Annotated in this window: 24 protein-coding genes; 14 read left to right on the top strand and 10 right to left on the bottom strand. The window is 69.6% G+C overall.

Annotated features, from left to right (window positions below; genetic code table 11):
• Positions 1-4: 4 nt before the first annotated feature.
• Positions 5-1,621: a molybdopterin-dependent oxidoreductase gene (locus RIE08_14430; protein MEQ8718805.1), complete on the bottom strand. Its 1,617-nt coding sequence runs from the start codon at positions 1,619-1,621 to the stop codon at positions 5-7.
• 133 nt (positions 1,622-1,754) lie between these two features.
• Here RIE08_14430 and rsgA point away from each other — a divergent pair, with 133 nt between their 5' ends.
• The 3 genes from rsgA to RIE08_14445 all read left to right on the top strand — a co-directional run bounded on the left by rsgA (position 1,755) and on the right by RIE08_14445 (position 4,439).
• A complete protein-coding gene (gene rsgA, locus RIE08_14435) occupies positions 1,755-2,795 on the top strand; it encodes a ribosome small subunit-dependent GTPase A (GenBank protein ID MEQ8718806.1) in 1,041 nt (346 codons plus the stop codon).
• A 17-nt stretch (positions 2,796-2,812) separates the two neighbouring features.
• Positions 2,813-3,619 (top strand): PhzF family phenazine biosynthesis protein, encoded by an 807-nt coding sequence (locus RIE08_14440; GenBank protein ID MEQ8718807.1) that lies wholly within the window; start codon positions 2,813-2,815, stop codon positions 3,617-3,619.
• Between the two features lie 64 nt (positions 3,620-3,683).
• Positions 3,684-4,439 (top strand): VIT1/CCC1 transporter family protein, encoded by a 756-nt coding sequence (locus RIE08_14445; protein ID MEQ8718808.1) that lies wholly within the window; start codon positions 3,684-3,686, stop codon positions 4,437-4,439.
• A gap of 18 nt (positions 4,440-4,457) precedes the next feature.
• On the opposite strand, the gene RIE08_14450 is transcribed toward RIE08_14445, so the two are convergent.
• Both RIE08_14450 and serC read right to left on the bottom strand, forming a co-directional pair.
• Positions 4,458-5,018 (bottom strand): YqgE/AlgH family protein, encoded by a 561-nt coding sequence (locus RIE08_14450; protein ID MEQ8718809.1) that lies wholly within the window; start codon positions 5,016-5,018, stop codon positions 4,458-4,460.
• The gene (serC, locus tag RIE08_14455) at positions 5,015-6,127 is read right to left on the bottom strand and encodes a phosphoserine transaminase (protein MEQ8718810.1); all 1,113 of its coding nucleotides are present in this window, start codon (positions 6,125-6,127) and stop codon (positions 5,015-5,017) included. Before serC ends, RIE08_14450 begins: the two co-directional genes overlap by 4 nt.
• 102 nt (positions 6,128-6,229) lie before the next feature.
• Between serC and RIE08_14460 the strand changes: the two genes are divergently transcribed.
• From RIE08_14460 to serA, 3 genes are read left to right on the top strand one after another with little or no spacing between them, the layout of a single operon-like run.
• Entirely contained in the window at positions 6,230-7,429 is a 1,200-nt protein-coding gene (locus tag RIE08_14460; protein MEQ8718811.1) for a pyridoxal phosphate-dependent aminotransferase, read from the top strand.
• Positions 7,426-9,378, top strand: a complete 1,953-nt coding sequence (locus tag RIE08_14465) for a prolyl oligopeptidase family serine peptidase (GenBank protein ID MEQ8718812.1) — start codon at positions 7,426-7,428, stop codon at positions 9,376-9,378. Before RIE08_14460 ends, RIE08_14465 begins: the two co-directional genes overlap by 4 nt.
• 23 nt (positions 9,379-9,401) lie before the next feature.
• Positions 9,402-10,967 (top strand): phosphoglycerate dehydrogenase, encoded by a 1,566-nt coding sequence (serA, locus tag RIE08_14470; protein MEQ8718813.1) that lies wholly within the window; start codon positions 9,402-9,404, stop codon positions 10,965-10,967.
• Positions 10,968-10,995: 28 nt separating this feature from the next.
• Here the strand turns inward: serA and RIE08_14475 are convergent, their stop codons facing one another.
• Positions 10,996-11,370 carry a hypothetical protein gene (locus tag RIE08_14475; protein MEQ8718814.1) on the bottom strand — a complete coding sequence of 125 codons (375 nt, stop codon included), beginning with the start codon at positions 11,368-11,370 and terminating at the stop codon, positions 10,996-10,998.
• 256 nt (positions 11,371-11,626) lie between these two features.
• On the opposite strand from RIE08_14475, the gene RIE08_14480 reads away from it, so the two are divergent.
• On the top strand, positions 11,627-13,195 hold the full coding sequence (locus RIE08_14480) for a 2-isopropylmalate synthase (GenBank protein MEQ8718815.1): 1,569 nt from the start codon (positions 11,627-11,629) through the stop codon (positions 13,193-13,195).
• Here RIE08_14480 and RIE08_14485 read toward each other — a convergent pair.
• From RIE08_14485 to RIE08_14510, 6 genes are all read right to left on the bottom strand, one after another.
• Complete coding sequence (locus tag RIE08_14485) at positions 13,192-15,513, bottom strand: beta-propeller domain-containing protein (GenBank protein MEQ8718816.1); 2,322 nt, start codon at positions 15,511-15,513, stop codon at positions 13,192-13,194. The genes RIE08_14480 and RIE08_14485 overlap by 4 nt on opposite strands.
• An 85-nt stretch (positions 15,514-15,598) precedes the next feature.
• A complete protein-coding gene (locus RIE08_14490; GenBank protein ID MEQ8718817.1) occupies positions 15,599-16,273 on the bottom strand; it encodes a helix-turn-helix transcriptional regulator in 675 nt (224 codons plus the stop codon).
• Positions 16,274-16,423: 150 nt separating this feature from the next.
• Positions 16,424-17,017 carry a 3-isopropylmalate dehydratase small subunit gene (gene leuD, locus RIE08_14495; protein ID MEQ8718818.1) on the bottom strand — a complete coding sequence of 198 codons (594 nt, stop codon included), beginning with the start codon at positions 17,015-17,017 and terminating at the stop codon, positions 16,424-16,426.
• 14 nt (positions 17,018-17,031) lie between these two features.
• Positions 17,032-18,432 (bottom strand): 3-isopropylmalate dehydratase large subunit, encoded by a 1,401-nt coding sequence (gene leuC, locus RIE08_14500; protein ID MEQ8718819.1) that lies wholly within the window; start codon positions 18,430-18,432, stop codon positions 17,032-17,034.
• Between the two features lie 29 nt (positions 18,433-18,461).
• Complete coding sequence (greA, locus tag RIE08_14505) at positions 18,462-18,932, bottom strand: transcription elongation factor GreA (protein MEQ8718820.1); 471 nt, start codon at positions 18,930-18,932, stop codon at positions 18,462-18,464.
• A 47-nt stretch (positions 18,933-18,979) separates the two neighbouring features.
• Positions 18,980-19,939 (bottom strand): hypothetical protein, encoded by a 960-nt coding sequence (locus tag RIE08_14510; protein ID MEQ8718821.1) that lies wholly within the window; start codon positions 19,937-19,939, stop codon positions 18,980-18,982.
• 25 nt (positions 19,940-19,964) lie between these two features.
• Between RIE08_14510 and RIE08_14515 the strand changes: the two genes are divergently transcribed.
• From RIE08_14515 to RIE08_14545, 7 genes are all read left to right on the top strand, one after another.
• A complete protein-coding gene (locus tag RIE08_14515) occupies positions 19,965-20,957 on the top strand; it encodes a 3-isopropylmalate dehydrogenase (GenBank protein MEQ8718822.1) in 993 nt (330 codons plus the stop codon).
• A gap of 28 nt (positions 20,958-20,985) precedes the next feature.
• Positions 20,986-21,906, top strand: coding sequence for a branched-chain amino acid transaminase (locus RIE08_14520; GenBank protein MEQ8718823.1), 921 nt, complete (start codon positions 20,986-20,988; stop codon positions 21,904-21,906).
• Complete coding sequence (cimA, locus tag RIE08_14525) at positions 21,893-23,524, top strand: citramalate synthase (GenBank protein MEQ8718824.1); 1,632 nt, start codon at positions 21,893-21,895, stop codon at positions 23,522-23,524. Before RIE08_14520 ends, cimA begins: the two co-directional genes overlap by 14 nt.
• An 82-nt stretch (positions 23,525-23,606) precedes the next feature.
• Positions 23,607-24,311 (top strand): site-2 protease family protein, encoded by a 705-nt coding sequence (locus RIE08_14530; GenBank protein MEQ8718825.1) that lies wholly within the window; start codon positions 23,607-23,609, stop codon positions 24,309-24,311.
• Between the two features lie 55 nt (positions 24,312-24,366).
• Positions 24,367-24,891, top strand: coding sequence for a hypothetical protein (locus RIE08_14535; protein MEQ8718826.1), 525 nt, complete (start codon positions 24,367-24,369; stop codon positions 24,889-24,891).
• The gene (locus RIE08_14540; GenBank protein MEQ8718827.1) at positions 24,888-26,240 is read left to right on the top strand and encodes a glutamate--tRNA ligase family protein; all 1,353 of its coding nucleotides are present in this window, start codon (positions 24,888-24,890) and stop codon (positions 26,238-26,240) included. The genes RIE08_14535 and RIE08_14540 overlap by 4 nt, the downstream gene beginning before the upstream one ends.
• A complete protein-coding gene (locus tag RIE08_14545) occupies positions 26,227-26,880 on the top strand; it encodes a YdcF family protein (GenBank protein MEQ8718828.1) in 654 nt (217 codons plus the stop codon). The genes RIE08_14540 and RIE08_14545 overlap by 14 nt, the downstream gene beginning before the upstream one ends.
• Positions 26,881-26,891: the final 11 nt, after the last annotated feature.

Raw genomic sequence — 26,891 nt, forward strand, 5'->3', positions numbered from 1 at the left:
GCGCTCAGGCGACGCTGACCGAGACGGTGTGCCAGCCGGTCGCGCCGTCCGGGGCGGGGCTGGAACGATCCTCGATCTGGGTGTCGCCGTCGCCGTCGGTGGCGCGCACCCGGATGCGGTGGTCGCCCGGCGTCGCGTCCCAGGCCAGCATCCACTGGCGCCACGAGTTGTCCGACAGCTCTTCGGACAGTTCCGCCTCGCGCCACGGCCCGTCGTCCACCTGGACCTCGACCTTCTCGACGGAGCGACTCGGCGCCCAGGCCACACCGGCGATCGGCTGGGCCCCGGCCACGAGATCGCGCCCGTTGCGGGGCACGTCGATCCGTGACTGGGTCTTGATCGGCCCGAACTTGGACCAGCCGCGTGGCACCCAGTAGCCGTCGAAGTCCTCGAGGGTCGTCAGTTCGATCTCGCTCAGCCACTTCGTCGCCGAGACGTAGCCGTAGAGCCCTGCGACGACGAGGCGGGCCGGGAACCCGTGCTTCACGGGGAGGGGTTCGCCGTTCATGGTCACAGCGACCATCGCGACCCGTCCGTCGGTGGCGACCTCCGTCGGGAACCCGGCGGTCCAGCCGTCCACCGACCGCCCGACCACCTGCGTGGCCCCGTCGCGGACGCCGGCGCGGTCCAAGAGGTCCGCCAGGGGGACGCCCTGCCACACGGCGTTCCCGACGAGGCGACCGCCCACCTCGTTCGAGACGCACGACAGGGTCACCGGTTCCGTCACGAAGTCCATCGCCACCAGCTCGTCGAAGCTGATCTCGAAGGGCTCCTCCACCATCCCTGTGATCGACAGACGCCAGTTGGCCGGGTCGACCTGCGGCACGCTCAGTGCCGTGTCGATCCGGTAGAAGTCGTCGTTGGGGGTTACGAGCGTCGAGATCCCGTCGAGGTCGTCGAAGCTTCCGGGCAGCGGTGCGGATGCGACGTCGGTGGACGAACCGAGTCGGGCGGCGACCTCCTGGCGGGCGGCGCCGACATCGCCACGTCCGCGCAGCAGTGAGCCGAGGCCGGAGGCGAACAGGGCGGTGAGGGCGGTGCCCCCGGCGAGGCCCAGGAACCAGCGGCGTTCCGACACGGCCGCCGCGATGCCCTTCGTGTCGCCCCACGTGGGGGAGCGCCGGGCGAGGGCCTCGAGGAGCAGGTGCAGGGTGGCTGCCCCCGCCACGGCGGCGACGATCGCAGTGGTCCAGGCCCACCCGTCGGAGATGAGCGGGTTGTCCGACGACGCGATCGCGCCGATGAGCGCGAACAGGGCGAAGACGACGGGCACGATCCAGCGGCGTGCCGGTTTCCGGGCGAGGATGCCGACCACCGCGCCGAGCAGGACCGAGACCACCGTCACGCCTGCGATCAGCGCCGGCTTCTGAGAGGTCCCGAGAGTGTCGATACTCCACCGGCGGACCCAGGTGGGGACGTTCTTCGAGTCCACCACGGCCTCTGCCACACCGACCACGAGCGACGGCACGCTCTCCGAGAACCCCGAGAACAGCTCACCGACGGAGAGTGCGACGCCCGCACCGAGAATCCCGGCGACGGCCGCGAGCGGCCGGTCGAGTCTGCTCGGCGGGGGCGAGGCGCCAGGTTCGGTGTCGGTCGGTTGTGCGGTGACGGTGGTCATCTGGTGGGTCCCGGTGTCGGATCGGCCGTCGCGGGGCGCACGACCGTGGTGTGGTTCGTAGTGGATCAACGCCGGGGACGGCCGCATGGTTCCCGACCACCGTCGCGAGGTTCCCGACTACCGTCGCAGGGCGATGACGCCGATCGACCTCACCACCCTCGGCTATGACGACGAGTGGGCGGCTCTCGCCGCCTCCCACGGTGACGGGTCGGGCACGGTCGGGCGGGTCGGTCGGGTCGAGCGCGGCGAGTGCGTGGTCGTGACACAGGGTGGCACCGTCACGGCGGCGTCGGACGAGTTGCGCTCCCAGGATGCGGTCGCGCCCGTGACAGGGGACTGGGTGATCGTCAGCGACGATCCCGACATGGGCGCCGTGGTCGACACCATCCTGCCCCGCCGCAGGGCACTGGTGCGGCGGGACCCGGCTGAGGCCGTGACCGAGCAGGTTCTCGCCGCGAACGTCGACGTCGTCGGAGTGGTGCACGGCCTCGACCGTCCCATCAGCCTGGGGCGCATCGAACGTTTCCTCGTCATCGCGGCCGATGCCGACGCCGAGCAGATGGTCGTGTTGACCAAGACCGACCTCGTCGACGACCTCGAGTCGCTCGTGGCGTCCCTCGAGGGGGTGGCGGACACCGTCATCGCCGTGGGTCAGGGCCACGACGGGGGGTTGGAGCAGTTGCACCGTCTCCTCGCCCCGGCGCGCACGATGGCGCTGCTGGGCCCCTCCGGCGTGGGGAAGTCGACCCTGGTGAACCGCCTCGTCGGCGAGGACATCCAGGACACGGCTGACGTCCGCGATGTCGATGCCAAGGGCCGCCACACCACGACGACGCGTGATCTCGTGGTGGTGCCGTCGGGTGGTGTCGTGGTCGATACGCCCGGGATCCGTGCCGTGGGCCTCTGGGACGCCGAGGCGGCTCTCCACACCGTCTACGACGATGTCAGCGGGGTGGCCGCCGCGTGTCGCTTCCGCGACTGCGGCCACGAGACCGAACCCGGGTGCGCCGTGCGCGCCGCGGTCGAGTCCGGCGAACTCGACGCCGGCAGGGTCGACCGGTTCCGGGCTCTGCGCGATGAACTCGCCGAACAGGCCGAGGCGATCGTCGAACGTGACCGTGAGGCCGGCCGCGGCCGGCGTCGGAGAAGAACCCCCCGCCACCGTCGTCGCTGACCGGCCACAATGAGGCGATGATCGAACTCTGGCAGGTCGACGCGTTCTGTGACCGACCTTTCGCGGGGAACCCGGCGGCGGTGGCCGTCGGAGCTCTCGACGTCGATGACGTGATGCGACAGGCGATCGCCTCGGAGATGAATCTCTCGGAGACGGCTTTCGTGGTGCCGGGCACGGCCGCTGACGGGGTCGCCTCGCTGCGGTGGTTCACGCCTGCGACCGAGGTGGACCTCTGTGGACACGCCACGCTCGCCGCGGCCCATGTGCTGTGGAACGAGCTCGGCCACGACGCCGACACCTTGCGATTCGCCACCCGCAGCGGCGAGCTGAGGGCCCGGCGCGAGGCGGCAGGGATCGTCCTGGACTTCCCCGCGCTTCCTGCGGTGGAGATCGAACCACCGGCGGGTCTCGTCGATGCGCTCGGCGTGGACCCTGTAGAGGTCCACACCGGTGGTGACGATCTCTTCGTCGTCCTCGCCGACGCCTCGACGGTCACGGCTCTCGCCCCCGACATCGCAGCCCTCGGCCGCCTCACCGTGGCGGGCCGCGTACCGCGTGGCGTCATCGTCTCCGCCGAGGGTGGCGTCGAGGCCGACGTGACGTCGCGCTTCTTCGGGCCGGCGGTCGGCGTGGACGAGGATCCGGTCACCGGTTCGGCGCACTGCGTCATAGGTCCGTTCTGGGCGCGCCGTCTGGGGCGGGGGGAGATCCGGGCCCACCAGGCATCGGCCCGCGGTGGGCGTCTCCTGGTGCGTGAGCTGGGGGAACGGGTGGAGCTCGTCGGATCGGCGGTGACAGTCGCGCGCATCGAGCTCCTCGTCTGAGGCCGGCACTGGCGGACCCGCCGGTCCGCCGACCGTCGGCGGGGCTGGGTAGGTTTGTCACACGATGAGCGACGAGACCCGGGATCAGGCCGCAGCAGGAGGCGCAGGTGAGGGACAGGGCGCGCACGTCCACCACGACGACCACCGCAACCTCAACTCGGGGATGGCGCGTGCCGCCGTGTTCGGGGTGTCCGACGGGTTGGTCTCCAACGCCTCGCTCGTGCTGGGAATCGCCGGCGCGGACGATGCACAGGGATTCGTGCGCCTCGCCGGGGTCGCCGGGCTGATCGCCGGTGCGGTCTCGATGGCCGCGGGTGAGTACGTGTCCATGAGGGCCCAGCGCGAGCTCGTCGAACGTGAGCTCGAAGTCGAACGCCGCGAGCACCGCCGGAACCCCCACCACGAGATCGCGGAGCTCGCGAAGACCTACGAGCAGCGAGGCGTCGACGCCGACGTCGCCCGGGAGATGGCCGAAGGCCTGATGGAGGATCCCGAACAGGCGCTCGAGGTCCATGCGCGCGAGGAGATGGGCATCGACCCCAACGAACTCGGCTCGCCGTGGCTCGCCGCCGTCTCGTCGTTCCTGGCCTTCTGCGTCGGAGCGCTCCTGCCGCTGTTCCCGTGGTTCTTCGGCGGTGGTGGCGGTGCGGTCGTCGCGTCGATCGTGCTCGCCGTGATCGGCGCCGCCGGGGTAGGCGCCGCCCTGGCACGTTTCACCGGCCGCTCGGTCTTCTGGTCGTCGGGCCGCCAGGTCCTGATCGCCTCCGGCGCCGCCGTCGTGACCTATGCGATAGGCACAGCGGTGGGAACAGGCGTCTAGCGCGCCTCGAAGTCAGCGTCAGTTGGCCGAGACGTCGTCGGGGTATTGGCTGAACCACGCGACGCGTCCGCGCTGGCGCCGCAGCACCTCGTGCCACAACCCGTCGCGCCGCGTGCCCAGGGCGTCGTCCGGGGACGGGTCGACCACGAACCACGAGCCCTCGTCGATCTCGGCTTCGAGCTGGCCTGTGCCCCAGCCGGCGTAGCCCGAGAAGACCCGTGCCCGGGTCACGGAGGGTCCGACCACGGTTGGTTCGACGTCGAGGTCGACCATTCCGAGCGGGCCGACCACCGGGCTGAACCAGTCGGCGTGCACACCGGGAGCCTCCGCGAGCGCGATGGCCGAGCCCTGCGACACGGGTCCGCCGAAGAAGACGACCCGGGGCTCGGTGACGACGTCTCGCCAGTCGGCGAGTGCCTCGGCCACCTCCAGGTCACTGGGTCTGTTGACCACGACCGCGATCGCGCCGTCGGCGGCGTCATGTTCGAGCACCAGGACGACCGTCCGTGCGAAGTTCGGATCCGCGATGAGCGGGGTCGCGACGAGGAGGCGTCCGCGCAGGTCCCCCTCGCCGCTCACAGCTCGGCGACGATGTGGTCGACGCAGGCGCACAGAGCGGCGACGTCATCGGGGTCGATCGCAGGGAACATCGCGATGCGCAGCTGGTTGCGACCGAGCTTGCGGTACGGCTCGGTGTCGACGACACCGTTGGCCCGCAACACCGCGGCGACCGTGGCGGCGTCCACCGAGTCGTCGAAGTCGATGGTGCCGACGACGTGGCTGCGGCTCGTCGGATCCGTGACGAACGGGGTCGCGTAGGCGGTCCGTTCCGCCCAGCCGTAGAGGTTCGCGGCCGAGGCGTCACAGCGACCGGTCGCGAACTCGAGCCCACCGTTGTCGAGCATCCACTCGATCTGGTTCACGGTCAGGAAGATCGTCGCGAGCGCCGGTGTGTTGTAGGTCTGGTTCTTGCGTGAGTTCTCCAGTGCGATCCCCAGGTCCAGCCCGGCGGGGATCCAACGGTCCGACGCCGCGATCTGTTCGATCCGTTCCACCGCCGCCGGTGAGCAGCACGCGATCCACAGACCGCCGTCGGCCGCGAAGCACTTCTGTGGAGCGAAGTAGTACATGTCGACCGCCGCCGGGTCCCAACGCAGGCCGCCCGCTGCCGATGTCGCGTCGACGGCGACGAGTCCGGGACCGTCGGGTCGTCCGAGGGGCATCGCGACCCCGGTCGAGGTCTCGTTGTGGGTGAGCGCGTAGACGTCGACGTCGGAGGCGATGGCGGCGGGATGGGTCCCGACCGGCGACTCGATCACCTCCGGTTCGCCGAGGTGCGGTGCCGCAGCGACAGCCGTGGCGAACTTGGAGGAGAACTCGCCGAAGACCAGGTGCTGGCTGCGGGACTCGATCAGGCCGAACGTGAGCCCGTCCCACAGCAGGGTCGTGCCGCCGTTGCCGAGGACGACCTCCCATCCGTCGGGGAGGTCGAACAGCTGTGTCAGTCCGTCACGGAGGCGGCCGACCACGTCGCGCACGGTCCCCTGACGGTGGCTCGTCCCCAGGTAGCGGTCCGCGATGGCGGCGAGTGCGGTGACGGCGTCGTGGCGGACCTGGGACGGGCCCGAGCCGAAGCGGCCGTCGGAGGGGAGTAGAGAGGGCGGAATGGTGATGTTCGTGTCGGTCACGCCTCAACTATGGCGCCTGGGGACGGCGATCGGAACCGGGTTGGGTCGGCCGCGGCGATATGCGGTCGTCGTCGCGCCCGGGAGATGCGACACTGTCGGATCGTGAACACCGAACTGTCCCGACTCATCACCGCGATCCAGCCCTCGGCGACCCTGGCCGTCAGCGCGAAGGCCAAAGAACTGAAGGAGGCCGGCGAGCCGGTCATCGGCTTCGGCGCGGGCGAGCCCGACTTCGCGACCCCCGACTACATCGTCGAAGCAGCCGTCGAGGCGTGCCGTGATCCCAAGAACCACAAGTACACCCCGGCGCCGGGTCTCCCCGCGCTGCGCGAGGCCATCGCCGCGAAGACGCAGCGGGACTTCGGATTCGCCTGCAGCGCAGCCGACGTCGTCGTCACCAACGGCGGGAAACATGCCGTCTACAACGCCTTCCAGGCGCTGTTGAACCCCGGCGACGAGGTGATCCTGCCCGCGCCGTACTGGACGACCTACCCCGAGCCGATCCGTATCGCCGGTGCGACGCCCGTAGTGATCCGTGCCGGTTCCGACGCGGGATTCAAGGTCACCGTGGAGCAGTTGGAGGCCGCGAGGACACCGAACACGAAGGCGCTGGTGTTCGTGTCCCCGTCCAACCCGAGCGGCGCCGTCTACACACGGGCCGAGATCGAGGCGATCGGTCGCTGGGCGGTCGAGCACGACGTCTGGGTGGTGACCGACGAGATCTACGAACACCTCACTTACGGCGACGCCGAGCACCACTCGCTTCCCGTCGTGGTCCCCGAGGCCGCCGGGCGCACCGTCATCCTCAACGGTGTCGCCAAGACCTACGCGATGACGGGTTGGCGTGTGGGCTGGTTGATCGGCCCGCCCGCCCTCGTGAAGGCGTGCTCCACGCTGCAGTCCCATCAGACCTCGAACGTCGCGAACGTGTCGCAGATCGCCGCGCTGGCCGCCGTCTCGGGCCCCCTCGACGCGGTGGTCGAGATGCGCGCCGCCTTCGACCGTCGTCGCCGCACGATGCACACGATGCTCAACGAGATCGACGGCGTCACCTGCCTCGAACCCGAGGGCGCCTTCTACGCCTTCCCGTCCTTCGAGGGCGTGCTCGGGCGTGACATCCGCGGGCGCAGCGCCGCGACCACATCGGAACTGGCACTCATCCTCCTGGAGGAGGCGAAGGTTGCGATCGTCCCCGGTGAGGCGTTCGACGCACCCGGGTACGCCCGCATGTCCTTCGCCCTCGGCGACGAGGACCTGGCGGAGGGCGTCGGACGCATCGCCGACCTCCTCGGGCGTTCTTGAGACTCCCGTACGGCTCCTGGCCGTCACCGATCTCGGCGGCCTCGCTGGTCGAGGGCTCCGTCGGTCTGGGTGAGGTGGTCGTCGACGAGTCCGTCGACGGGGGAGCGGTCTGGTGGGCGGAGACACTGCCGTCGGAGCGCGGTCGGGTCCGACTCGTGCGTCGCTCGGCGAACGGGACGGTCGCGGAGATGACCCCCCCGGATGCGAATGTCCGTACCCGTGTCCACACCTACGGCGGCGGCGCCTGGTGGGTCCGCGGGGGAGTGGTCGTCTACTGCGACGACGCCGACGGCCAACTGCGGCGGCTCGACCCGCAGACCGGCGATGTCGTCGTGCTTACCGACACCGCTCTGGCACGCTACGCCGACGGTCGCATCGTCGGTGATCCCCCGGACGGTCTCTACGTGTGTGTCCGAGAGAGACACGACGCGGACACCACCGGCGGAGGAGAGGCGGTCAACGACCTCGTGGCGGTGGCACTCGACGGCAGCGGCGAGGTCACCGCGCTGGTGGGCGGGTCGGACTTCTTCGCCGAGCCGCGGCCCTCCGCTGACGGGACACGCCTCGCCTGGCTCAGCTGGAACCATCCGAACATGCCGTGGGACGGGACCGAGCTGTGGGTCGGTGATTTCGACACCGCCGGGGCGGCCGTGTCGGGTTCCCGCCGGCTGGCCGGGGGTCCCGACGAGTGGATCGCGCAGCCGCGCTGGATCGACGGCGACCACCTCGGATGGGTGACCGACGCAGGGGGGTGGTCCCGGATCCGGCGCGTCGACGTCACCTCCGGCGACACCGCGGCCACCTGGGTGGATCTCGACGGCGCGGAGATCGCAGCGCCTCCCTGGGTCTTCGGACGGGGGCGCTGGGGTGTCACCGGGGCCGGCCAGGTCGTCCACGCCTCGTCGCGTCCCGCCGGCGACGTCGTGGCTGTCGGCCCGGCCACCTCGGATGCCGACACCGCTGTGTCCGCCCTCGACGTCGGTGCCGGGAGCGTGGTGTTCGTCGGCGGTGCGTTCGATCGCGCGTCGCAGATCGTCGAGATCGACCTGGACGGGGATCGCCGGGTACTCGCCTCGCCCAATGACGGCGCGCCGGGCGCGGCCCTCGACCCCGGGTTCCTCGTGGCGCCCGAGCCGGTCGCCGTGCCGACCGACCGGAGCGAGACGACCCACGCGCTGCTGTACCGACCTGCGAATCCGGGCGTGACGCCGCCGGACGGTGAGGCGCCGCCGGCGCTCGTCCTCGCCCACGGCGGTCCCACCGGGGCAGCCCGCCGCGAGCTCCAACTCACGATCCGGTACTGGACGAGCCGCGGTTGGGCGGTCGTGGACGTCGACTACCGCGGGTCGACCGGTTACGGCCGTGAGTACAGGGACGCGTTGGTGGGCCGGTGGGGCGAATCCGACGTGATCGACCTCGCCGCCGCGGTGCGGCACCTGGGCGCCACCGGCGAGATCGACCCGGCCCGCGTGGTCACCCGCGGTTCGTCGGCGGGTGGCCTCACAGTCCTCGGGGCGCTGCTGGCCGCTCCCGAGGTCTTCGCCGCCGGGGCCATCCGCTACGGCGTGACGGACCTCGAGATGCTCGCCCTCGACACCCACAAGTTCGAGGCCCGCTACCTGGACCGCCTCGTCGGGCCCTACCCGGAGGCCATCGACGTGTACCGGGAGCGTTCACCCATCCACCACCTGGACCGCCTCACGCGACCCATGCTGGTGATGCAGGGCGCCGACGACGAGATCGTCCCCCCGTCGCAGGCCGAGGCCCTGGTGGCGGCGCTGGCCGACAAGGGCCTGCCGCACGCGTACCTCGTCTTCGAGGGCGAGGCCCACGGCTTCCGGCGCGCCGAGTCGATCGTGCGGGCGCTGGAGGCCGAGCACGCGTTCTTCGCGTCGATCCTCGGTCTCGAACCGGCCGACGATCTTCCGCCGGTGGACATCGTCTCCTGAGTCCCGCCGTACGCTTGTCCGCCGTGCCACGTGTACTCGTCACCGAGAAGATCGCCGAGGCCGGCCTCGACAGGCTCCGCGCCGCCGGCCATGACGTCGACGTCCGTCTGGGGCTGGAACCCGACGAGCTGATCGAGGCGGTCAAGGGTGCCGCCGCACTGGTGATCCGCTCGGCCACACAGGTCACCCCCGAGGTCCTCGCCGCGGGCACCGATCTCGTCGTCGTCGGTCGTGCCGGTATCGGCCTCGACAACGTCGACGTGGACGGTGCCACCCGCCAGGGCGTCATGGTGGTCAACGCGCCGCAGTCCAACACCCTGTCAGCCGCGGAGCACACGATCGCTCTGCTGCTCGCCCAGGCCCGCAACGTCCCGCAGGCTCACGCCGCGCTCGTGGCAGGTCGTTGGGAGCGGTCGCGCTGGGAGGGTGTCGAGCTGTCCGAGAAGACCCTCGGCATCATCGGTCTCGGGCGTATCGGCAAGCTCGTCGCGCAGCGTGCGCTCGCATTCGGGATGCGTCTCGTCGCCTTCGACCCCTTCGTGTCGGTCGAGCGGGCCCGCCAGCTCAGCGTCGAACTGCTCGAGCTCGACGAGCTCATGGCCCGGTCGGACTTCATCACCCTGCATGTGGCCAAGACGCCCGACACCGTCAACCTCATCGACGCCGACCGCCTGGCCAAGGCCAAGCCGGGTCTGCGGATCGTGAACGTCGCCCGCGGCGGAATCATCGACGAGGCCGCGTTGGCCGAGGCCATCCGCTCCGGCCACATCGGCGGCGCGGCCATCGACGTGTTCGAGACCGAGCCCACCACGGAGTCGCCGCTGTTCGGACTCCCCGAGGTCGTGGTCACCCCGCACCTCGGCGCCAGCACGCGTGAGGCCCAGGACAAGGCCGGGATGACGATCGCCGAACAGGTACAGCTCGCCCTGGACGGTGACTTCGTCCCGTTCGCCGTGAACGTCAACGCCACGGAGGCGGCCGAGGCGCTCCGCCCGTTCCTGCCGCTGTGCGAACAACTCGGCGGCCTGTTCGCGTCGCTGTGCGGCACGCTGCCGGACCGTCTCGACGTCGAGTTCCACGGCGACATCGGCGGGTACGACACCGAGATCGCCGTGCTGTCGACGGTGAAGGGCCTGTTGAAGGCCATCAGCGACCAGCCGATCTCCTACGTCAACGCGCTCGACATCGCCCGTGAGCGCGGTGTGGACGTCCACCGGGTCAACTCGGCGACCACCAAGGACTACGTCAACTCGGTGATGATCCGCGGCGGCGAGACCGTCGTGGGCGGCACCGTCACCGGACTGAACGCGGAGCCGCGCATCATCTGGGTGGACGACCACAGCGTCGATCTCCCGCCGGCGCGTCACATGCTCGTCGTGCGCAACGCGGACCAGCCCGGGATGATCGGCGTCATCGGCAACGCCCTCGGCGAGGCCGGGATCAACGTCGACGACATGGACGTCGGCCGCTCACCGCAGGGTGCGGCGCTGATGGTCCTCTCCGTGGACCGGCCGGTACCCGAGGACGTCGTGGCTTCGCTGGCCGCGGCCGACGGGATCGTCTCGGTGCGCGCGATCGACCTCGGCTGAACTGGTTCTCGGCCGAGCTGTCGTCAGCTCAGCGGCGCGAGGCGCGGAAGCCGTCGGCTTCGGCGTCGGCCGCGTTCGCGTAGCACCGCTCGGCCTTCGTGCGGGCGTAGAACTGGCCGTCGGGCACGTGGAAGATCCCGCTCGGCTCGTTGAGCTTGATGGGATGCGACAGCGGGCACGACCCGTCGGGCTCCGGGTCGACCCAGGTCCGCGGCCGGTCTTCGGGGTCGCTGTCGGGCGCGTCGGGCGAGGCCGGGGTGTCGGTGCCGGTCGGGAGGTCCAGCGGCGGCCAGCTCGCCGATCCGGCCGGGGCGGCGGGCGCGGGCTCGGGTCGACGCGCCCGGATGACGGCCACGACCGCGGCGAGCACGGCGAGAAGGAGGGTCAAGCGCTTGGTACGCACGTCGCCGATGGTAGTTGGCCGCCGCCGCCTGCGTCGTGGACCGGGCCCGCGGGGTTGACTCCGGCCGGCAGGTCCTACACTGTGGTCGTGATGACCGAGACGACCCGGAACCTTCTTCTCGAGTAGGCGAGCGCCCACAATTGGCGCTCGCCGGACACCTCCTGCCTCTGGGCAGGAGGTTTTTCGTTTCCGGGGAGGGCATCCGATCCGGACCGGGGAAGGTTCCGGTGACGAGTACAGACAAGGGAGTGCCGTAATGGCCGAACACGTCAAGATCTTCGACACGACACTGCGCGACGGCGAGCAGTCGCCGGGCATCTCGCTCGACCAGAGCGAGAAGCTCGAGATTGCCGAGCAGCTGGCGCGCCTCGGCGTCGACGTCATCGAGGCCGGCTTCCCCATCGCGTCCGAAGGTGACTTCGAAGCGGTCCACGTCATCGCGCAGGCCGTGCGCGGACCGGTGATCTGCGGGCTGTCCCGCACCGCTGCCAAGGACATCGACCGGTGCTGGGAGGCGATCGAACCCGCCGAGAAGCGTCGGATCCACACGTTCATCGCCACGTCCGAGACCCATATGAAGCACAAGTTGAAGATGACGCCCGAACAGGTGAAGAAGGAAGCGGCCCAGGCGGTCACCCGGGCCCGGACCTACACCGACGATGTGGAGTTCTCGCCCGAGGACGCGTCCCGCAGCGACTTCGACTTCATGGTCGAAGTACTGAGGATCGCCGTCGACAGCGGCGCCACCACCCTCAACATCCCCGACACGGTCGGGTTCGCCTACCCGGCGGAGTACGCGGCCCGATTCACGAAGATCCGCGAGCTGATCCCCGGCGACTACGTGCTGTCGGCGCACTGCCACAACGACCTCGGTCTGGCAGTCGCCAACTCACTCGCCGCAGTCCAGGCCGGCGTCCGCCAGATCGAGTGCGCGGTGAACGGGATCGGCGAGCGCGCGGGCAACGCCGCCCTCGAGGAACTCGTCATGGCGGTCCGCACCCGGCCCGACGTGTTCGGCGACATCGAGGTGGGTGTCGACACGAAGGAACTCGCCCGAACGAGCCGCCTCGTGAGCCGACTGACGGGCTACCCGGTCCAGTACAACAAGGCGGTCGTCGGGCGCAACGCGTTCGCCCACGAGGCTGGCATCCACCAGCACGGTGTGCTCGAGGAGCGCACGACCTACGAGATCATGGATCCGGCCGCCGTCGGTCAGGGCGAGTCGAAGATCGTCCTCGGCAAGCATTCGGGGCGCCACGCGTTCGTCGACCACATGGCGAAGATGGGGATCGAGATCCACGGCGACGCCCTGAACGCCGCGTTCGCCCGGTTCAAGGAACTGGCGGACCGCAAGATCGACGTGAGCGACGCGGACCTCGAGGCGATCGTCGCCGACGAGGTGGGTTCGTCCGCGGAGAAGGCCTACGAGCTCGCCCTGCTCGAGTGTCACGGCGGTTCGGTCGGCACCGGCAGCCCGAGTGCAACGGTCATCATCCGTGCCGGCGACGAGCTGCGCACCTCACGCCAGGACGGCGACGGCATGGTCGACGCGACCTGCAAGGCGATCAAGGAGGCGACCGGCGTCGGTGGCCGCCTCACCGACTACTCCGTGAACGCGGTGACCGGCGGTGTGGACGCACTCGCCGACGTCGCGCTGCGTTTCGAGTCCGACAACGACCAGATCGTCGTCGCCGGCCGGGGACTGTCCACCGACGTCGTCGAGGCGTCGGCGAGGGCCTTCGTGGACGCGCTCAACAAGGTCCAGCGGATCAGGGCCTCGGGTGTCGACCCGGCCAAGGTGCAACGGCCGGGTCGACTCCCTTAGATCCCGAGCCGGGCGATGCGGCTCAGGGTCACGAAGTCGTCGGCCTGGAGGGTGTCCCACGACATGGTCCACAGCGCGCCGTCGATGACGAGCGAGCGTTGGATCGGGTCGACCCGGGGCCCCTCCGGCCAGCACACGGCGATGCGTTCGTCGTCGGCGATGTCGAGCGAGTCGACGTCGATGCCGATCTCCTCCGCGATGTAGCGGAGCTCCTCGAGGATGCCGCTGTCGCCGTAGTCATCGCAGTACACGCCGGGCCGCGCCGGGTCCTCGTCGGGCCCGCAGGCCTCGATGCTGGCCTGTCCGAAGTACTCCTCGACGCCGTCGACGGGGATCGGACGGCACTGCGAGACGGGTTCGCTACCGCCGTCGGGGGTGTGGTCGACCCGACCGCGTTCGGTGATGCCCCCGTCGCGGGAGATGTCGAGCACCACAGCACCGGCGAAGCCGTCGCTCCACGAGGTGAGCGGCACGACCGCCGAGCCGTCCCACCACAGGAAGGCCCGGTGGTCCCACTCGACGTCGGTGTAGCCGTCGGGCATCGTCCACGTGTCGAGCTCGGCAGGGGCGGTCGGGTCCGAGACGTCGAACAGGGAGATCTTGGCCCCGGTCGTGAAGCCCTCGTCGGTGGCGTCCTGTCCGACGCCGAGGATCAGGCCGTCACCGATCGGGTGCAGGTAGGCCGAGTAGCCGGGGATCTTCAGCTCACCGGTCACGGTCGGCGTCGTCGGGTCCGACAGGTCGACCACGTAGAGGGGGTCCACCTGGCGGAACGTCACGACGTAGGCGGAGTCCTCGATGAACCTCACGGCGAAGATACGTTCGCCGCGCCCCATGTCGCCCACCCGACCCACCGGGACGAGCTCGTCGCCGGATAGTTGGAAGGAGGTCACGAAGCTCTCCGAGGAGTCGTCGAAGCCCCACGGGGCCCCTTCGGTGGTGGCGACGTAGAGGGTGTCGGCGTTCTGGTGGAGGGAGAACTGGTTCAACAGGTGCCCGTCGACCACGCCGGATGCGACGTAGTCGGCGGCGCTCGTGCCGACGGTGCTGAAGCGGTGCAGGGCAGTCGTGTAGTCGTCGAACTGCGGCTCGGTGATGCCGCCGTTCTCCGCCACCGCCGGGTCGTACCAGCGGGTGGTGGCGACGTAGAGGCTGTCGCCGGACGAGTAGACGGTCTCGCCGGATGCGAGCACGCCCGTCGCGTCGCCCGGGGTGAGCGGCGCGTCCATGTCGAAGGTGAGGACCGACAACAGGTCGAAGCCGGAGAACTCGCCGGGCGCCGAGATGCGGTCACAGTCGACGAGCTGACCCTCGCTCACCCGGCCGTCGGGGCCGACGAGGCGGTAGTCGGGGACCCAGACGTCGACCGTCGAGGCTTCCACGATGTCGCGGTTGGCCTGCTCGGCGAAGCTCTCGCTGCCCTGGTTGGAGGGGTAGACGAAGGGGAGTTCGAGCGGCGGTGATGTGATGACGATCCGGGCCGTGCCGTCGGTGGCGCGTCCGCTGACGTAGTTTCCTTCGATCGAGAGGGTGGCGACGACGTCGGGGTCACCGGAGATGTCGACCTCGGCGATCACCGTGGTGGGGATCCAGTAGCCGGGCCCCGGGGCGATCGAGTCGGATGCGGCCCCCTCTTCGGCGACGGCGGGGGCGTCGAAGAACGGTTCGGTGGGGAACACGTCGTTCCCGCCGCCGACCACGAAGGCCCGGTCGCCGGCGAGGAACATCTCGGCGCCCCAGAAGTCCGAGCCGAGGTTCTCGCTGCCGATCACGGTCCGCGTCGCGGCGTCCACGACGGTGAGCGTGTTGTCGGAGAGGGTGACGATGCGTTCGCCGTCGGTCTTTACGATGTCGGGTTCGTCCACGCCGGTCACCTGGACGTTGGTGCCCGAGAACGAGCCGTCTCCGCCGTCGCCGGAGGAGGTCGTGGAGTCTCCGGTGGATTCGCCGCGTCCCGGGGCCGATTGGGGCTCCTCGGCGCCGCCGGTTGCGCCGTCGTCACCGCCGGCCCCGTCGAATCCGCCGGCGTCGTCGGTGGCGACATCGCCCTCGAAGAACACCGGTCCGCCGTAGTAGCCGCCCACCTGCAGGCCCCATGGGCCGACCCGGGCACCCGCCTCGGTGTGCACGTGGTCGAGGAACGCGTCGCACGCGTCGAACGGGGTGAGCGCAGCGATGAGCTGGATGTCGGTGCCGAGATCGATGGGCGTCGGGGATGGCCGTGCGCCGGGCCCGTCGCCGGAGCCGCTCAGGTCGTCGCTGGAACACGCGCCGGCCAGTAGCGCCACCAGCACGGCGGCCACGATCGTCGTTCTCATGCGAATCATCGGTTTCTCCCCGTGTCGTCCGGCAGTTCTGACGAACCGGAGACGCCTGTGGTTCCCCTTCCATGTGACGGTGTCGTTACGACATCGGCCGTCGCCTCGGCCGGGCCGTGTCGAAGAAGGTGCACCCGACCATGATGCCGTGCCGCAGGAACGGCATGAGTTGGGCGCCGGGTTCCAGGTTGGCTGCCGGGTCGGCGACCCAGGTGCCCGACAGGTACCGGTCCGGCTCCTGCACCCACCCGGGCACGGGTGTGCCGTGGTCACCGAGGCGGTGTTCGACGACCGCGGCGAGGGCCGCGTCGAAGTGGGCGGAGCCGGTCGGGGCGGGCGCGGTGACGCACAGGGCCGCCTGTACTGGTGGGTCCTGAGCGGAGAGGTCGATGCTGTAGGCCCTGAGCTCACGCAGTGCAGCGGCGTGCCCGGCGGGACCGGGGTCCCCTGCGAGGATGGTCGCGATCCGAGCCCCCGTCTCGTAGGCCGTCGCTGTGGGTCTGGCTGTGGCGGTGCCCGTCGGTATCGCCACGAGGCGATGTCCCGTCGCCTCGACCAGGGCGCTCAACCGCTCGAAGGAGGGCTCGGTGGTGCCGCCCTCGTACTCGGCGATGCGCGGCCGGCTCACGTCGCATCTGGCGGCCAAGTCCGCTTGTGACATCCCGCTGGCCACGCGGAGCGCGCGCAGCAGTTGTCGTGCAGAAAACCGGGCTTGATGTACGCGATCGCGTACATCAGGGTCGTGAATCGAAAAGGACATGTCGTCGCGCCCCCTCGTCGAGCAGGAAGGAGGGGGAAGCGGCGGTCGGGGAAGACAGAGAGGGCGTGCGGGTGCCGGCCGATAGGTGCAGCTCAGGCCAGCGAGGATCAGGCAGCGAGGGTCAGGCCAGCGAGGGTCAGGCAGCGAGGGTCAGGCCAGCGAGGGCTTCCAGGCGGGCCGGTCCGCCTCGTAGGCGTCGATCTCGGCTGCGTGGCCGAGGGTGATGCCCACGTCGTCGAGCCCCTTCAGGAAACGCTCCCGGGTGGGGTCGTCGAGGGGGAACGGCTCGGCGATGCCGGCGGCGGGGACCTCGACCATCCGACGCTCGACGTCGATGACGAACTCGACGCCGGGATCGGCCTCGACGAGGTCCAACAGGCGTCGGCCGAGTTCCGCCGACACGACGACCGGGATCAACCCGTTCTTCGTCGAGTTGTTCCGGAAGATGTCGCCGAAACGCGGCGAGATGACAGCGTCGAAGCCGTACTGCTGGATCGCCCACACGGCATGTTCACGCGAGGAGCCGGTCCCGAAGTTGGGTCCGGCGACGAGGATCCTCGCGCCGGCGAACCGCTCGTCGTTGAGCACGAACGAGGGCTCGTCGCGCCACTCCGAGAAGAGGCCCTTGTCGAACCCTGTGCGTTCGACCCGCTTGAGCCAGTCCGACGGGATGATCTGGTCCGTGTCGACGTCGGAACGGTCGAGGGGGACAGCGGTCCCCTGGACGATGGTGACGGCTTTCATCGTGTTCTCCTCACTCAGTCCAGGTCGGCCGGCGTGGCGAAGTGACCGGCGATCGCGGTGGCTGCGGCGACAGCGGGGGAGACGAGGTGGGTGCGTCCCCCGCGTCCCTGGCGGCCTTCGAAATTGCGGTTGGAGGTGGACGCACACCTCTCGCCGACGGTCAGCTTGTCCGGGTTCATCGCCAGACACATCGAACAACCCGGCTCACGCCAGTCGAAGCCGGCGGCGGTCAGGATCTCGGGGAGACCCTCGGCGACGGCCTGCTCGCGGACCCGGCCGGAGCCGGGTACGACGAGGGTGCGGATCCCGTCGGCCACGTGGCGACCCTGTGCGACCGCGGCGACCGCCCGGATGTCCTCGATCCGCCCGTTGGTGCACGAGCCGATGAAGACCGTGTCGACCGGCACGTCGCGCATCGGGGTTCCGGCCTCGAGGCCCATGTAGGCCAGGGCCCGCGCCGCCGCGTCACGCTGCGACGCCTCGGAGAAGTCGTCCGGGGAGGGCACCGCCGCATCGATACGGGTGACCTGTCCCGGGTTCGTGCCCCACGTGACATGGGGCACGATGTCGGCGCCGTGCAGCACGACCTCGGTGTCGAACGTGGCCCCGTCGTCGGTGCGCAGTTGGCGCCACGCGTCGAGAGCGGCTTCCCAGTCCGCACCCTTCGGAGCGTGGCGGCGACCTTCGAGGTAGGCGAACGTGGTGTCGTCGGGGGCGATCATCCCCGCTCGGGCGCCACCCTCGATCGACATGTTGCACACGGTCATCCGGCCCTCCATGGAGAGGGCCTCGATGACGGGACCGCGGTATTCGATGACCGAACCGATCCCGCCGCCGGTGCCGATGCGGCCGATGATCGCGAGCACGACGTCCTTGGCCGTGGATCCCTCCGGCAGTTCGCCGTCGACCGTCACCGCCATCGTCCCCGGTCGGACCTGGGGCAGCGTCTGGGTTGCGAGCACATGTTCGACTTCGGACGTGCCTATCCCGAAGGCCAGCGCGCCGAAGGCGCCATGGGTGGAGGTGTGGCTGTCGCCGCAGACGACCGTCATCCCCGGCTGGGTCAGGCCGAGCTCGGGTCCGATGACGTGCACGATTCCCTGATCGGGGTCGCCCATCGGGTAGTTCGTGACGCCGAACTCCGCGGCGTTGGTACGCAGCGTCTCGATCTGCTTGCGGGAGATCGGGTCCGCGATGGGCTGGTCGATGTCCGCGGTCGGGATGTTGTGGTCTTCGGTCGCAACCGTGAGATCGGGTCGCCGGACGCTGCGCCCGGACAGCCGCAGGCCGTCGAAGGCCTGTGGCGATGTCACCTCGTGGACGAGGTGCAGGTCGATGTAGAGGAGGTCCGGGTCGCCCCGATGTACGACGTGGTCGTCCCAGACCTTCTCCGACAGGGTGCGCGGGGTGCTCATTGGTTCCTCTCCGGAAGCGGCGCGGCCGCTCAGCTCTCGATCTCGGTGATCTCTACCTCGAGGCCACCGCTGGGCGCCTCGTACGTGACCCTGTCGCCGACGGCTCCGCCGAGCAGCGCGGCCCCCAGCGGGGAGCCGGGGGAGATCACCGGCAGGCCGTCACGGCGCTCCTCGATGGAGCCGATCAGGTAGCTCTCGGTCTCGTCCTCGCCGTCATAGCGGATGGTGACGACCGAGCCGGTGGTCACCACGCTGCCGTCGCCTGCAGCCTCGACGATGGTGGCGTTCTCGATCATCGATTCGAGGTGGCGGATCCGCCCCTCCATCTTGCCCTGCTCCTCCTTGGCGGCGTGGTAGTCGCCGTTCTCGCTGAGGTCACCGAGCTCGCGCGCCGATTCGATCTTCCGGGCGATCTCGATGCGTCCCCGCGTCGTCAGGTCCTCGAACTCGGCGCGCAGCCGTTCGTACGCTTCAGGGGACAGGTGTTGCACTCGTGCCATCGACCCAATCTAGCGACGTGACCCCGTCGGCCGGACCCGTCGGGTCCTCAGCTCGACGCGATGGTCCCGATCCGGTTGGATGTGGTCGCCACGACCTCGTCACCGTCGAAGATGGACGCTTCGAGCGACGTGACCAGCTCCCCCGACACGATGGCTGCGGAGGCGAGGTCGACGACCACCGAACCCTCACCCTCGATCATCCCTTCGATGTCACGCCCCTCGGCGGCCGGCACCCCCTGGCGCGGTGCCGTCTCGGAGAGAGTGAACGACACCGTGTGCAGGTCACCATCGACCGAGTCGAGACGCCATGACGTGGTGACGTCCCACGCGATCCCCTGGCTGACGCGCGTCGAGGTCGTCTCCCAGCGCGCGCCCGGGCCGACCGCTTCGTCGGGGAACTCGACGACGAGGCGGGCGAGCTCGGTGATCGTCCGCTCGAGCAGCGTCGCCACGGGGAGCTCGACGTCGGGTGCGGTCGCCGGGCTGAAATCCGTGACCGCCCCCGTGGCCGACACTCCCAACGACGCTGATGCCCCGACGAGACGCCTCATCGCCGCGGCCTGGTCGGCCAGCGCGGCTGCGAGTTCGGGGTCCTCGACGTCGAGGTCCTCGGTGGAGGCCCCGACGTCGGTCACGGTCACGACGAGTTCGGTGCGTCCCTCGCCGGTCATGGGCGTGATCTCGAGCAGCGTGACCGCTGTGGGCAGCGGAGCCTCTGTCGGTGCCCCGCCGTCGACCGCGACGGACTGCGTGACGGCCGTGACCAGCAGTACCGACGCCGGGGACGCTCCCTCCCAGCCCCAGGCGAGCGTCGTTGTGGGATCGTCGCCCGCGTCGGTGACCGTCACCGTCCCCGATCGGAAGGCGGCGGTCCCGTCGTCGTCGCCTCCGGAGCAGCCGGCGAGCACCAGCACGGCGACGAGGAGCACGGCGAGGGGGCGGCGCAGCATGTCCACACCGTAGGAGTCGCGGCGGCCCGCCGACGCGCAGATAGTCTCGGAGGCCATCGGAGCAGCTGAGGAGACGAGCACAGTGGCACATCGGATCGGCGTGGTCGGCGGTGACGGAATCGGTCCCGAGGTGGTCGCCGAGGGTCTGAAGGTCGTCGCCGCTGCCGGTGTCGACACCGAACTCGTGGACTATGACCTCGGTGGTGCCCGGTACCTCGCCGACGGGACGATCCTGCCCGACTCGGTGATCGAGGAGTGGCGTGGACTCGACGCGATCTTCCTGGGAGCTGTCGGAACCCCCGAGGTGCCGCCCGGGGTCCTCGAGCGTGGCCTGCTCCTGAAGATGCGATTCTCGCTCGACCTCTACGTCAACCTGCGCCCCTTCGTCGCCCCCGAACGCGGCGTGGACTTCCGGGTGATCCGTGAGAACACCGAGGGCGCCTACGCCGGCGAAGGCGGATTCCTGCGCAAGGGAACGCCCCAGGAGATCGCGACGCAGGGATCGGTCAACACGAGGATGGGCGTGGAACGCTGCATCCGTTACGCCTTCGACCTCGCGAACTCGAGCGAGCGCCGCCACCTGACGCTGGCACACAAGACGAACGTGCTCACCTACTCGGGAGATCTGTGGGAGCGGACCTTCAACGAGGTCGCCACCGAGTACCCCGACGTCGAGACCGCCTACAACCACGTCGACGCCGCCTGCATCTACTTCGTCGAGTCCCCGCGGCGATACTCGGTGATCGTGACCGAGAATCTCTTCGGCGACATCCTGACCGATCTCGGTGGTGCCATCGCCGGTGGCATCGGGCTCGCGTCCTCCGCGAACCTCAACCCCGCCCGGACTGGTCCGTCCATGTTCGAACCCGTTCACGGATCGGCCCCCGACATCGTCGGCAAGGGCATCGCGAATCCCACGGCCGCCATCTTGTCGGCCGCCCTCATGCTCGACTTCCTCGGTGAGGACGCCGCCGCCACGCGGATCCGCGCGGCGTGCGACGACGTCGACGCATCCCTCGGCACGGTCGGCATCGGGAATCTGATCGCCGAGCGTGTCGAGCAAGCCCGAAACTGACGAACTCAACGAACCCAGGGGGATCCTGATGCCGATTCAAGCCGTGGACAAGATCTGGATGGACGGAACGCTCGTCGACTGGGACGACGCGAAGGTCCACATCCTCACGCACACGCTGCACTACGGCAACGGCGTCTTCGAGGGCATCCGCGCGTACGAGACCGACGACGGTCCCGCTGTCTTCCGGCTCACCCCCCACATCGAGCGACTCTTCCAGAGCGCGAAGATCCTCATGATCGACATCCCGTTCACGGTGCAGGAACTGATCGACGCGACGAAGGAGACCGTGCGGGTCAACGGCCTCCCGTCGTGCTACATCCGTCCGCTCGCCTACCTCGGGTACGGCGAGATGGGGCTCAACCCCCTGCCGTGCGTGACGAACGTCTCGATCGCCGTGTGGCCGTGGGGCGCCTACCTCGGCGAGGAGAGTCTCCGCACGGGTGTGAACATGATGATCTCGTCGTGGCAGCGCCACGACCCCAACGCGATGCCTCCCGCTGCCAAGGGCTGCGGCCACTACATCAACTCCCAGATGGCCAAGGTCCAGGCCGTCAAGGCCGGCTACGACGAGGCCATCCTCCTGTCGCCCCAGGGTTTCGTGTCCGAGTGCACGGGCGAGAACATCTTCATCGTCCGCGACGGCACGATCATCACGCCGCCGGTGAGCGCCGGCGCCCTGGAGGGCATCACCCAGGACTCCATCCACAGAATCGCCGACGATCTCGGCATTCCGTACGTCACCGGCAACCTGTTGCGCAGCGACCTCTACACCGCCGACGAGGCGTTCCTGTCCGGTACCGCGGCCGAGGTCGTGCCCATCCGCTCCGTCGACGACCGCGTCCTCGGCGACCGTGGGCCGATCACCACGAAGGTCCAGGAGGTGTTCTTCGACGCCGTACGGGGCAGAGTGGACAGGTACAAGGAGTGGAATGAGCATGTCACCGACTGACCACACCGAAGACGCCGCCGCTGTACCCGCCCACGTCGACATCTACGACACGACGCTGCGCGACGGGTCCCAGCTCGAGGGCATCTCGCTGACCGTCGACGACAAGCTCAAGGTCGCCCGTCAACTCGACCACCTCGGCGTGCACTTCGTGGAGGGTGGCTGGCCCGGCGCCAACCCCAAAGACGACGAGTTCTTCGAGCGGGCGAAGACCGAACTGAATCTCGAGTTCAGCGAGTTCGTCGCGTTCGGATCCACACGTCGGGTCCACGGTGAAGCCGCCGACGACAAGACCCTCGCGGGCCTCGTGGCCGCCGGGACCTCCAGTGTCTGCATCGTCGGCAAGAGCTGGGACTACCACGTCACCGAAGCCCTGCGCACCGACCTCGACGAAGGTGTCGCGATGGTCGCCGACTCGATCGCCTGGTTGCGTTCGCAGGGCCTGCGGGTCTTCTTCGACGCCGAACACTGCTTCGACGGCTACAAGAACAACCCCGAATTCACGTTGCGGGTTCTCACCGCCGCCGCGGAAGCCGGAGCCGAGTCGGTGGTCATGTGTGACACCAACGGCGGGTCTCTGCCCCACGAGGTGACCGAGATCGTCGCGGCCGTCGTGAAAGCCGTCGGCGCTCCCGTCGGGGTCCACCTCCACAACGACACGGGCTGCGGCGTCGCGAACGCGATCGCCGGTGTCATGGGCGGGGCCACCCAGGTGCAGGGGACGATCAACGGGTACGGCGAGCGCACCGGCAACTGCGACCTGATCCCGATCATCGCGAACCTGTCGCTCAAGATGGGCATCGACACGATCCCCGCCGACCGTATGGACCGGCTCGCCCCCGTCGCCAAGCACGTCGCCGAGCTCGTGAACTTCGCGCCGGCCGCCCAGCAGCCCTACGTCGGTTCCTCCGCGTTCGCCCACAAGGCCGGTCTGCACACCTCCGCCATCGCCCGTCGTAGCGACGCCTACGAGCACGTGGACCCGACGATCGTCGGCAACCGGCAGCGGTTCGTCGTCTCGGAGATGGCCGGTCGCTCCACAGTGGTCATGAAGGCCGAGGAGATGGGCCTGGAGGTCGACGACGCCGCCATCGGTGAGATCGTCGACACCCTCAAGCGCCTCGAGCACGCCGGCTACCACTTCGAGGTGGCCGACGCGTCTCTCGAGTTGCTTATCCGGGGCGCAAGCGGCTGGCGTCAGCCGTTCTTCGACGTGGAGTACTTCCGTGCTGCCGTCGTGCACCGCTCCGGTGGGGGGGCGCGCGACTGGAACGACGTCGCCGTCGACATCGAGACCGAGGCGATCGTCAAGTTGTGGGTCGGCGACGAGCGTCTCCTGGCGACCGGTGAGGGCAACGGCCCGGTCGACGCGCTGCACGCGGCCCTCGCCGAGGCGATCGGACCGCGGTACCCGGCTTTCTCAGGGATCTCGCTGACGGACTTCAAGGTCCGTGTCCTCGACACGTCCAAAGGGACCGGCGCCGTCACCCGCGTCCTGATCGATTCGACTGACGGCAAGCGGACCTGGACCACGATCGGGGTCTCCGAGAACATCGTCGAGGCCAGCTGGCAGGCGCTCGTCGACTCGATCGTGTGGGGTCTGTTGCACGCTGACGACTGAGCCGTTCCCGCTGTCGGCGCAGCGTTGGCGTCCGAGTCCGGTCTTCGGGGGGCTCGTCGGACTCACCGTCGTACTCGGTGTCGTGCTGTGGCGCGACACCAGCTTCCCGGGCCCCGGTGAGGTCTTCGCCGGGGACTTCGTTCTGTTCGCGTTCGTCGTGTGCGGCTGGATCGCCTCCGTAGCGCTGCACGAGTTCGCCCACGCTGTGGTCGCGTTCCGCTTCGGTGACCGGTCCGTCGCGGACAAGGGGTACCTCGACCTCGACTTCCGTCGCTACGCGGACCCGATGCTGTCGCTCGCTCTGCCCGTGATCTTCGTCATCATCGGAGGTATCGGGCTCCCCGGCGGCGCCGTGTGGATCAACCGTGCCGCGATCCCGAGCCGCTGGGCCCAGTCGGCGGTCTCTCTGGCCGGACCTGCGACGAACCTGGTGCTCGGCGGGATCCTGCTGTGGTTCGCAGACCTCGACCTGTGGTTCTCGCATCCGCGCTTCGCCGCTGCGCTCAGCTTCCTGGGCTTCCTGCAGATCGCCGCGGCCATCCTGAACCTGATCCCCATCCCGCCGCTCGACGGGTTCGGCGCGATCGAGCCCCATCTGTCGATGAGTGCACGTCGCCGGATCGCCCCCCTGAGGCCGTGGGGGATGATCCTGCTCTTCGTGATCCTGTGGGGCAACGACGCGGCGAACGACGCTTTCTGGGGCACCGTCAGCTGGTTCGTCGACGGCTTCGGGTCCGACCGGGTGCTCGCCGAGGTCGGCTGGTTCCGTTTCCGGTTCTGGGAGTAGGGCTGGGAGTAGGCCACGGAGCCGACGCTGCGGGGCAGGGCACTAGGCTCGGGCCGTGGCCCAACCCCAGTTCGTCCCGAAGGCACCCGATCCGCGGCGGCACTACGCGTCGCCGCCGCGTCGACCCGAATCGTGGCGTGCGCAACGCCCGGGAGACCTGGGCGGCGCAGGCCAGCCGGAGGGTCCCGGCCTCGGCAACCAGGGTCCTGATCAGGGCTATGCCCTGCGTCTCGCCCGGCTCATGCGCGATGAGCTGATCCTCGCGGACGGTGAGCATGTCGATGACGTCGTCGCCGGATGCCTGGGTGTCGCCACGAAGCGGGCGTCCCTGCTCGGCCGGGCCCCGGTGCGTCACGACCTGACGGCCGCATTCGGCGTGTTCGGATTCCTCGACCCCGACCCCGACCCCGACCTCGTCGCCCTGCGGGGTGAGCTGTTCGAAGAGGTCGCGCACCACCACCACGTCGCCGAGCGGGGGCGCATCGCGCAACTCGTCACCGACGACGTGCTGCGCCGACCCCACGAGGCGATCCTCGCCGCCTACGCCGGGGGCTGGCGCGACGTGATCGCCGCGCCGTGAGCGACGTCGCCACACCACGCGTCCGCTTCGCCCCCTCGCCCACGGGATTCCTGCACGTCGGCTCGGCCCGCACCGCGCTGTTCAACTGGCTGTTCGCCCGTTCGACCGGCGGGACCTTCGTCCTGCGTATCGAGGACACCGACGCGGAACGAAACCGTCCCGAGCTGACGCAGGTCATCTTCGACGAGCTGCGCTGGCTGGGCCTGGACTGGGACGAGGGCCCGTTCTTCCAGAGCGAGCGAAGGGACCGCCACCGCGAAGTGGTCGAGTCGCTGCTCGCGGCTGACCTGGCCTACGTGGTCGACGCCGAGGACCGTCCCGTCGACGGGGCCGACGGCATCGTCGACGGTCACGCGGTCAGGTTCCGGATGCCACCGGGTCGCACCGTCTCGTTCGACGACGTCGTCCGTGGCAGCGTCTCGTTCTCCACCGACGACCTCGAGGACTTCGTCGTGTGGCGCTCCAACGGCTCGCCTCCGTTCCTGCTCGCGAACGCGGTCGACGATGCCGACATGGGCATCACCCACGCCATCCGGGGCGAGGACCTCCTCGCCGGCGCACCGAAGGTGATCCTGCTCATGGAGGCCATCGGCGCTCCCGCGCCGACATATGCCCACCTCCCGTTGCTCGTCAACGAGGCCCGCAAGAAGCTGTCGAAGCGACGCGACGACGTCGCGATCGCCGACTACCGCCGGGCCGGCTATCTGCCCGATGCGATGGCCAACTACCTGACGCTTCTGGGCTGGGGCCCGCCCGACGACATCGAGATCCGCCCGATGAACGAGTTCGTCGAGCTCTTCGACCTCGACGACGTCAACAAGGCACCGGCGTTCTTCGACATCGACAAGTTGACCCACATCAACGCCACCCGGATCCGGGCGCTGCCGGTCGACGAGTTCACCGCGGCGTGCAGACCCTGGCTCACGGGCGACGCCCCCTGGCCGGCCGAGCGCTTCGATCCCGGGGTATGGGACGCGCTCGCGTCGATCGTCCAGGAGAAGGTCAGGACCCTCGCGGACGTCGTGCGGTTCGTCGACTGGTTGTTCCTGGCCGAACCCGTCCACGACGAGGACTCGTGGCAGAAGGCGATGGTGAAGGGGAAGGCCGCCGCCGAGATGCTCGACGGAGCCCTCGAGATGTTCGGGTCGATCGAATGGGAAGCCGGTGCCGTGCACGCGGCGACGTTGGAGATCGGCGAGCGCAACGGCCTCAAGCTCGGCAAGGCCCAGGCTCCGATCCGTGTCGCCGTGACCGGCCGTACCGTCGGACCCCCTCTGTTCGAGTCGATCGTGCTGTTGGACCGCGACGAGGCCCTGCGGCGGATCCGCGTCGCCCGTGGACGTCTCTGAGTCGGCCCCACCCGAGCCAGCCCCGCCGGTCCCGACGCTTCAGCGGCGGTGGCTGCGACCGGTCGCGTGGACGCTGGCGGGCATCGTCGTCGTCGTCACGGTCTTCACAGCGGTCACGTTCCTGCAGGTCTGGCGGGCCTCCCGCGACGATCAGGCCCGTCCCGTCGACGCGATCGTCGTACTGGGCGCGGCGCAATACGACGGGAGGCCGTCGCCGGTTCTCGAAGCCAGACTCGTGCACGCTCTCGGGCTGTGGGAGCGGGGCCTCGCCGACGTGATCGTGACCACCGGCGCCAACCAGGCGGGGGACCGCTTCACCCAGGGATTCGCCGGCTACACGTACCTGCGTGATGCCGGGGTGCCGGACGAGGCGATCCTCGTCGTGGTCGACGGCACGAGTACCTACGAGGAACTCTCTGCGACGGCCAACGTGCTCGCCGAACGAGGGATGGACCGGGTGCTGTTGGTGTCGGACCCTTATCACAACCTCCGGGCGAGGGCGGTCGCCCGGGAGGTCGGCCTCGACGCCTACGTCTCCGCGGCCGATACCGGAGCCCCGTTCGACCGGCTCGTGCGCGAGACGGCCGGCGTCGTGGTCGGCCGCGTGATCGGGTTCCGCCGTCTCGCGACGCTCACCTGACCAGAGAAGCT

The organism is Acidimicrobiales bacterium (genome assembly GCA_040219085.1).
In the GTDB taxonomy this organism is placed as follows: domain Bacteria; phylum Actinomycetota; class Acidimicrobiia; order Acidimicrobiales; family JAVJTC01; genus JAVJTC01.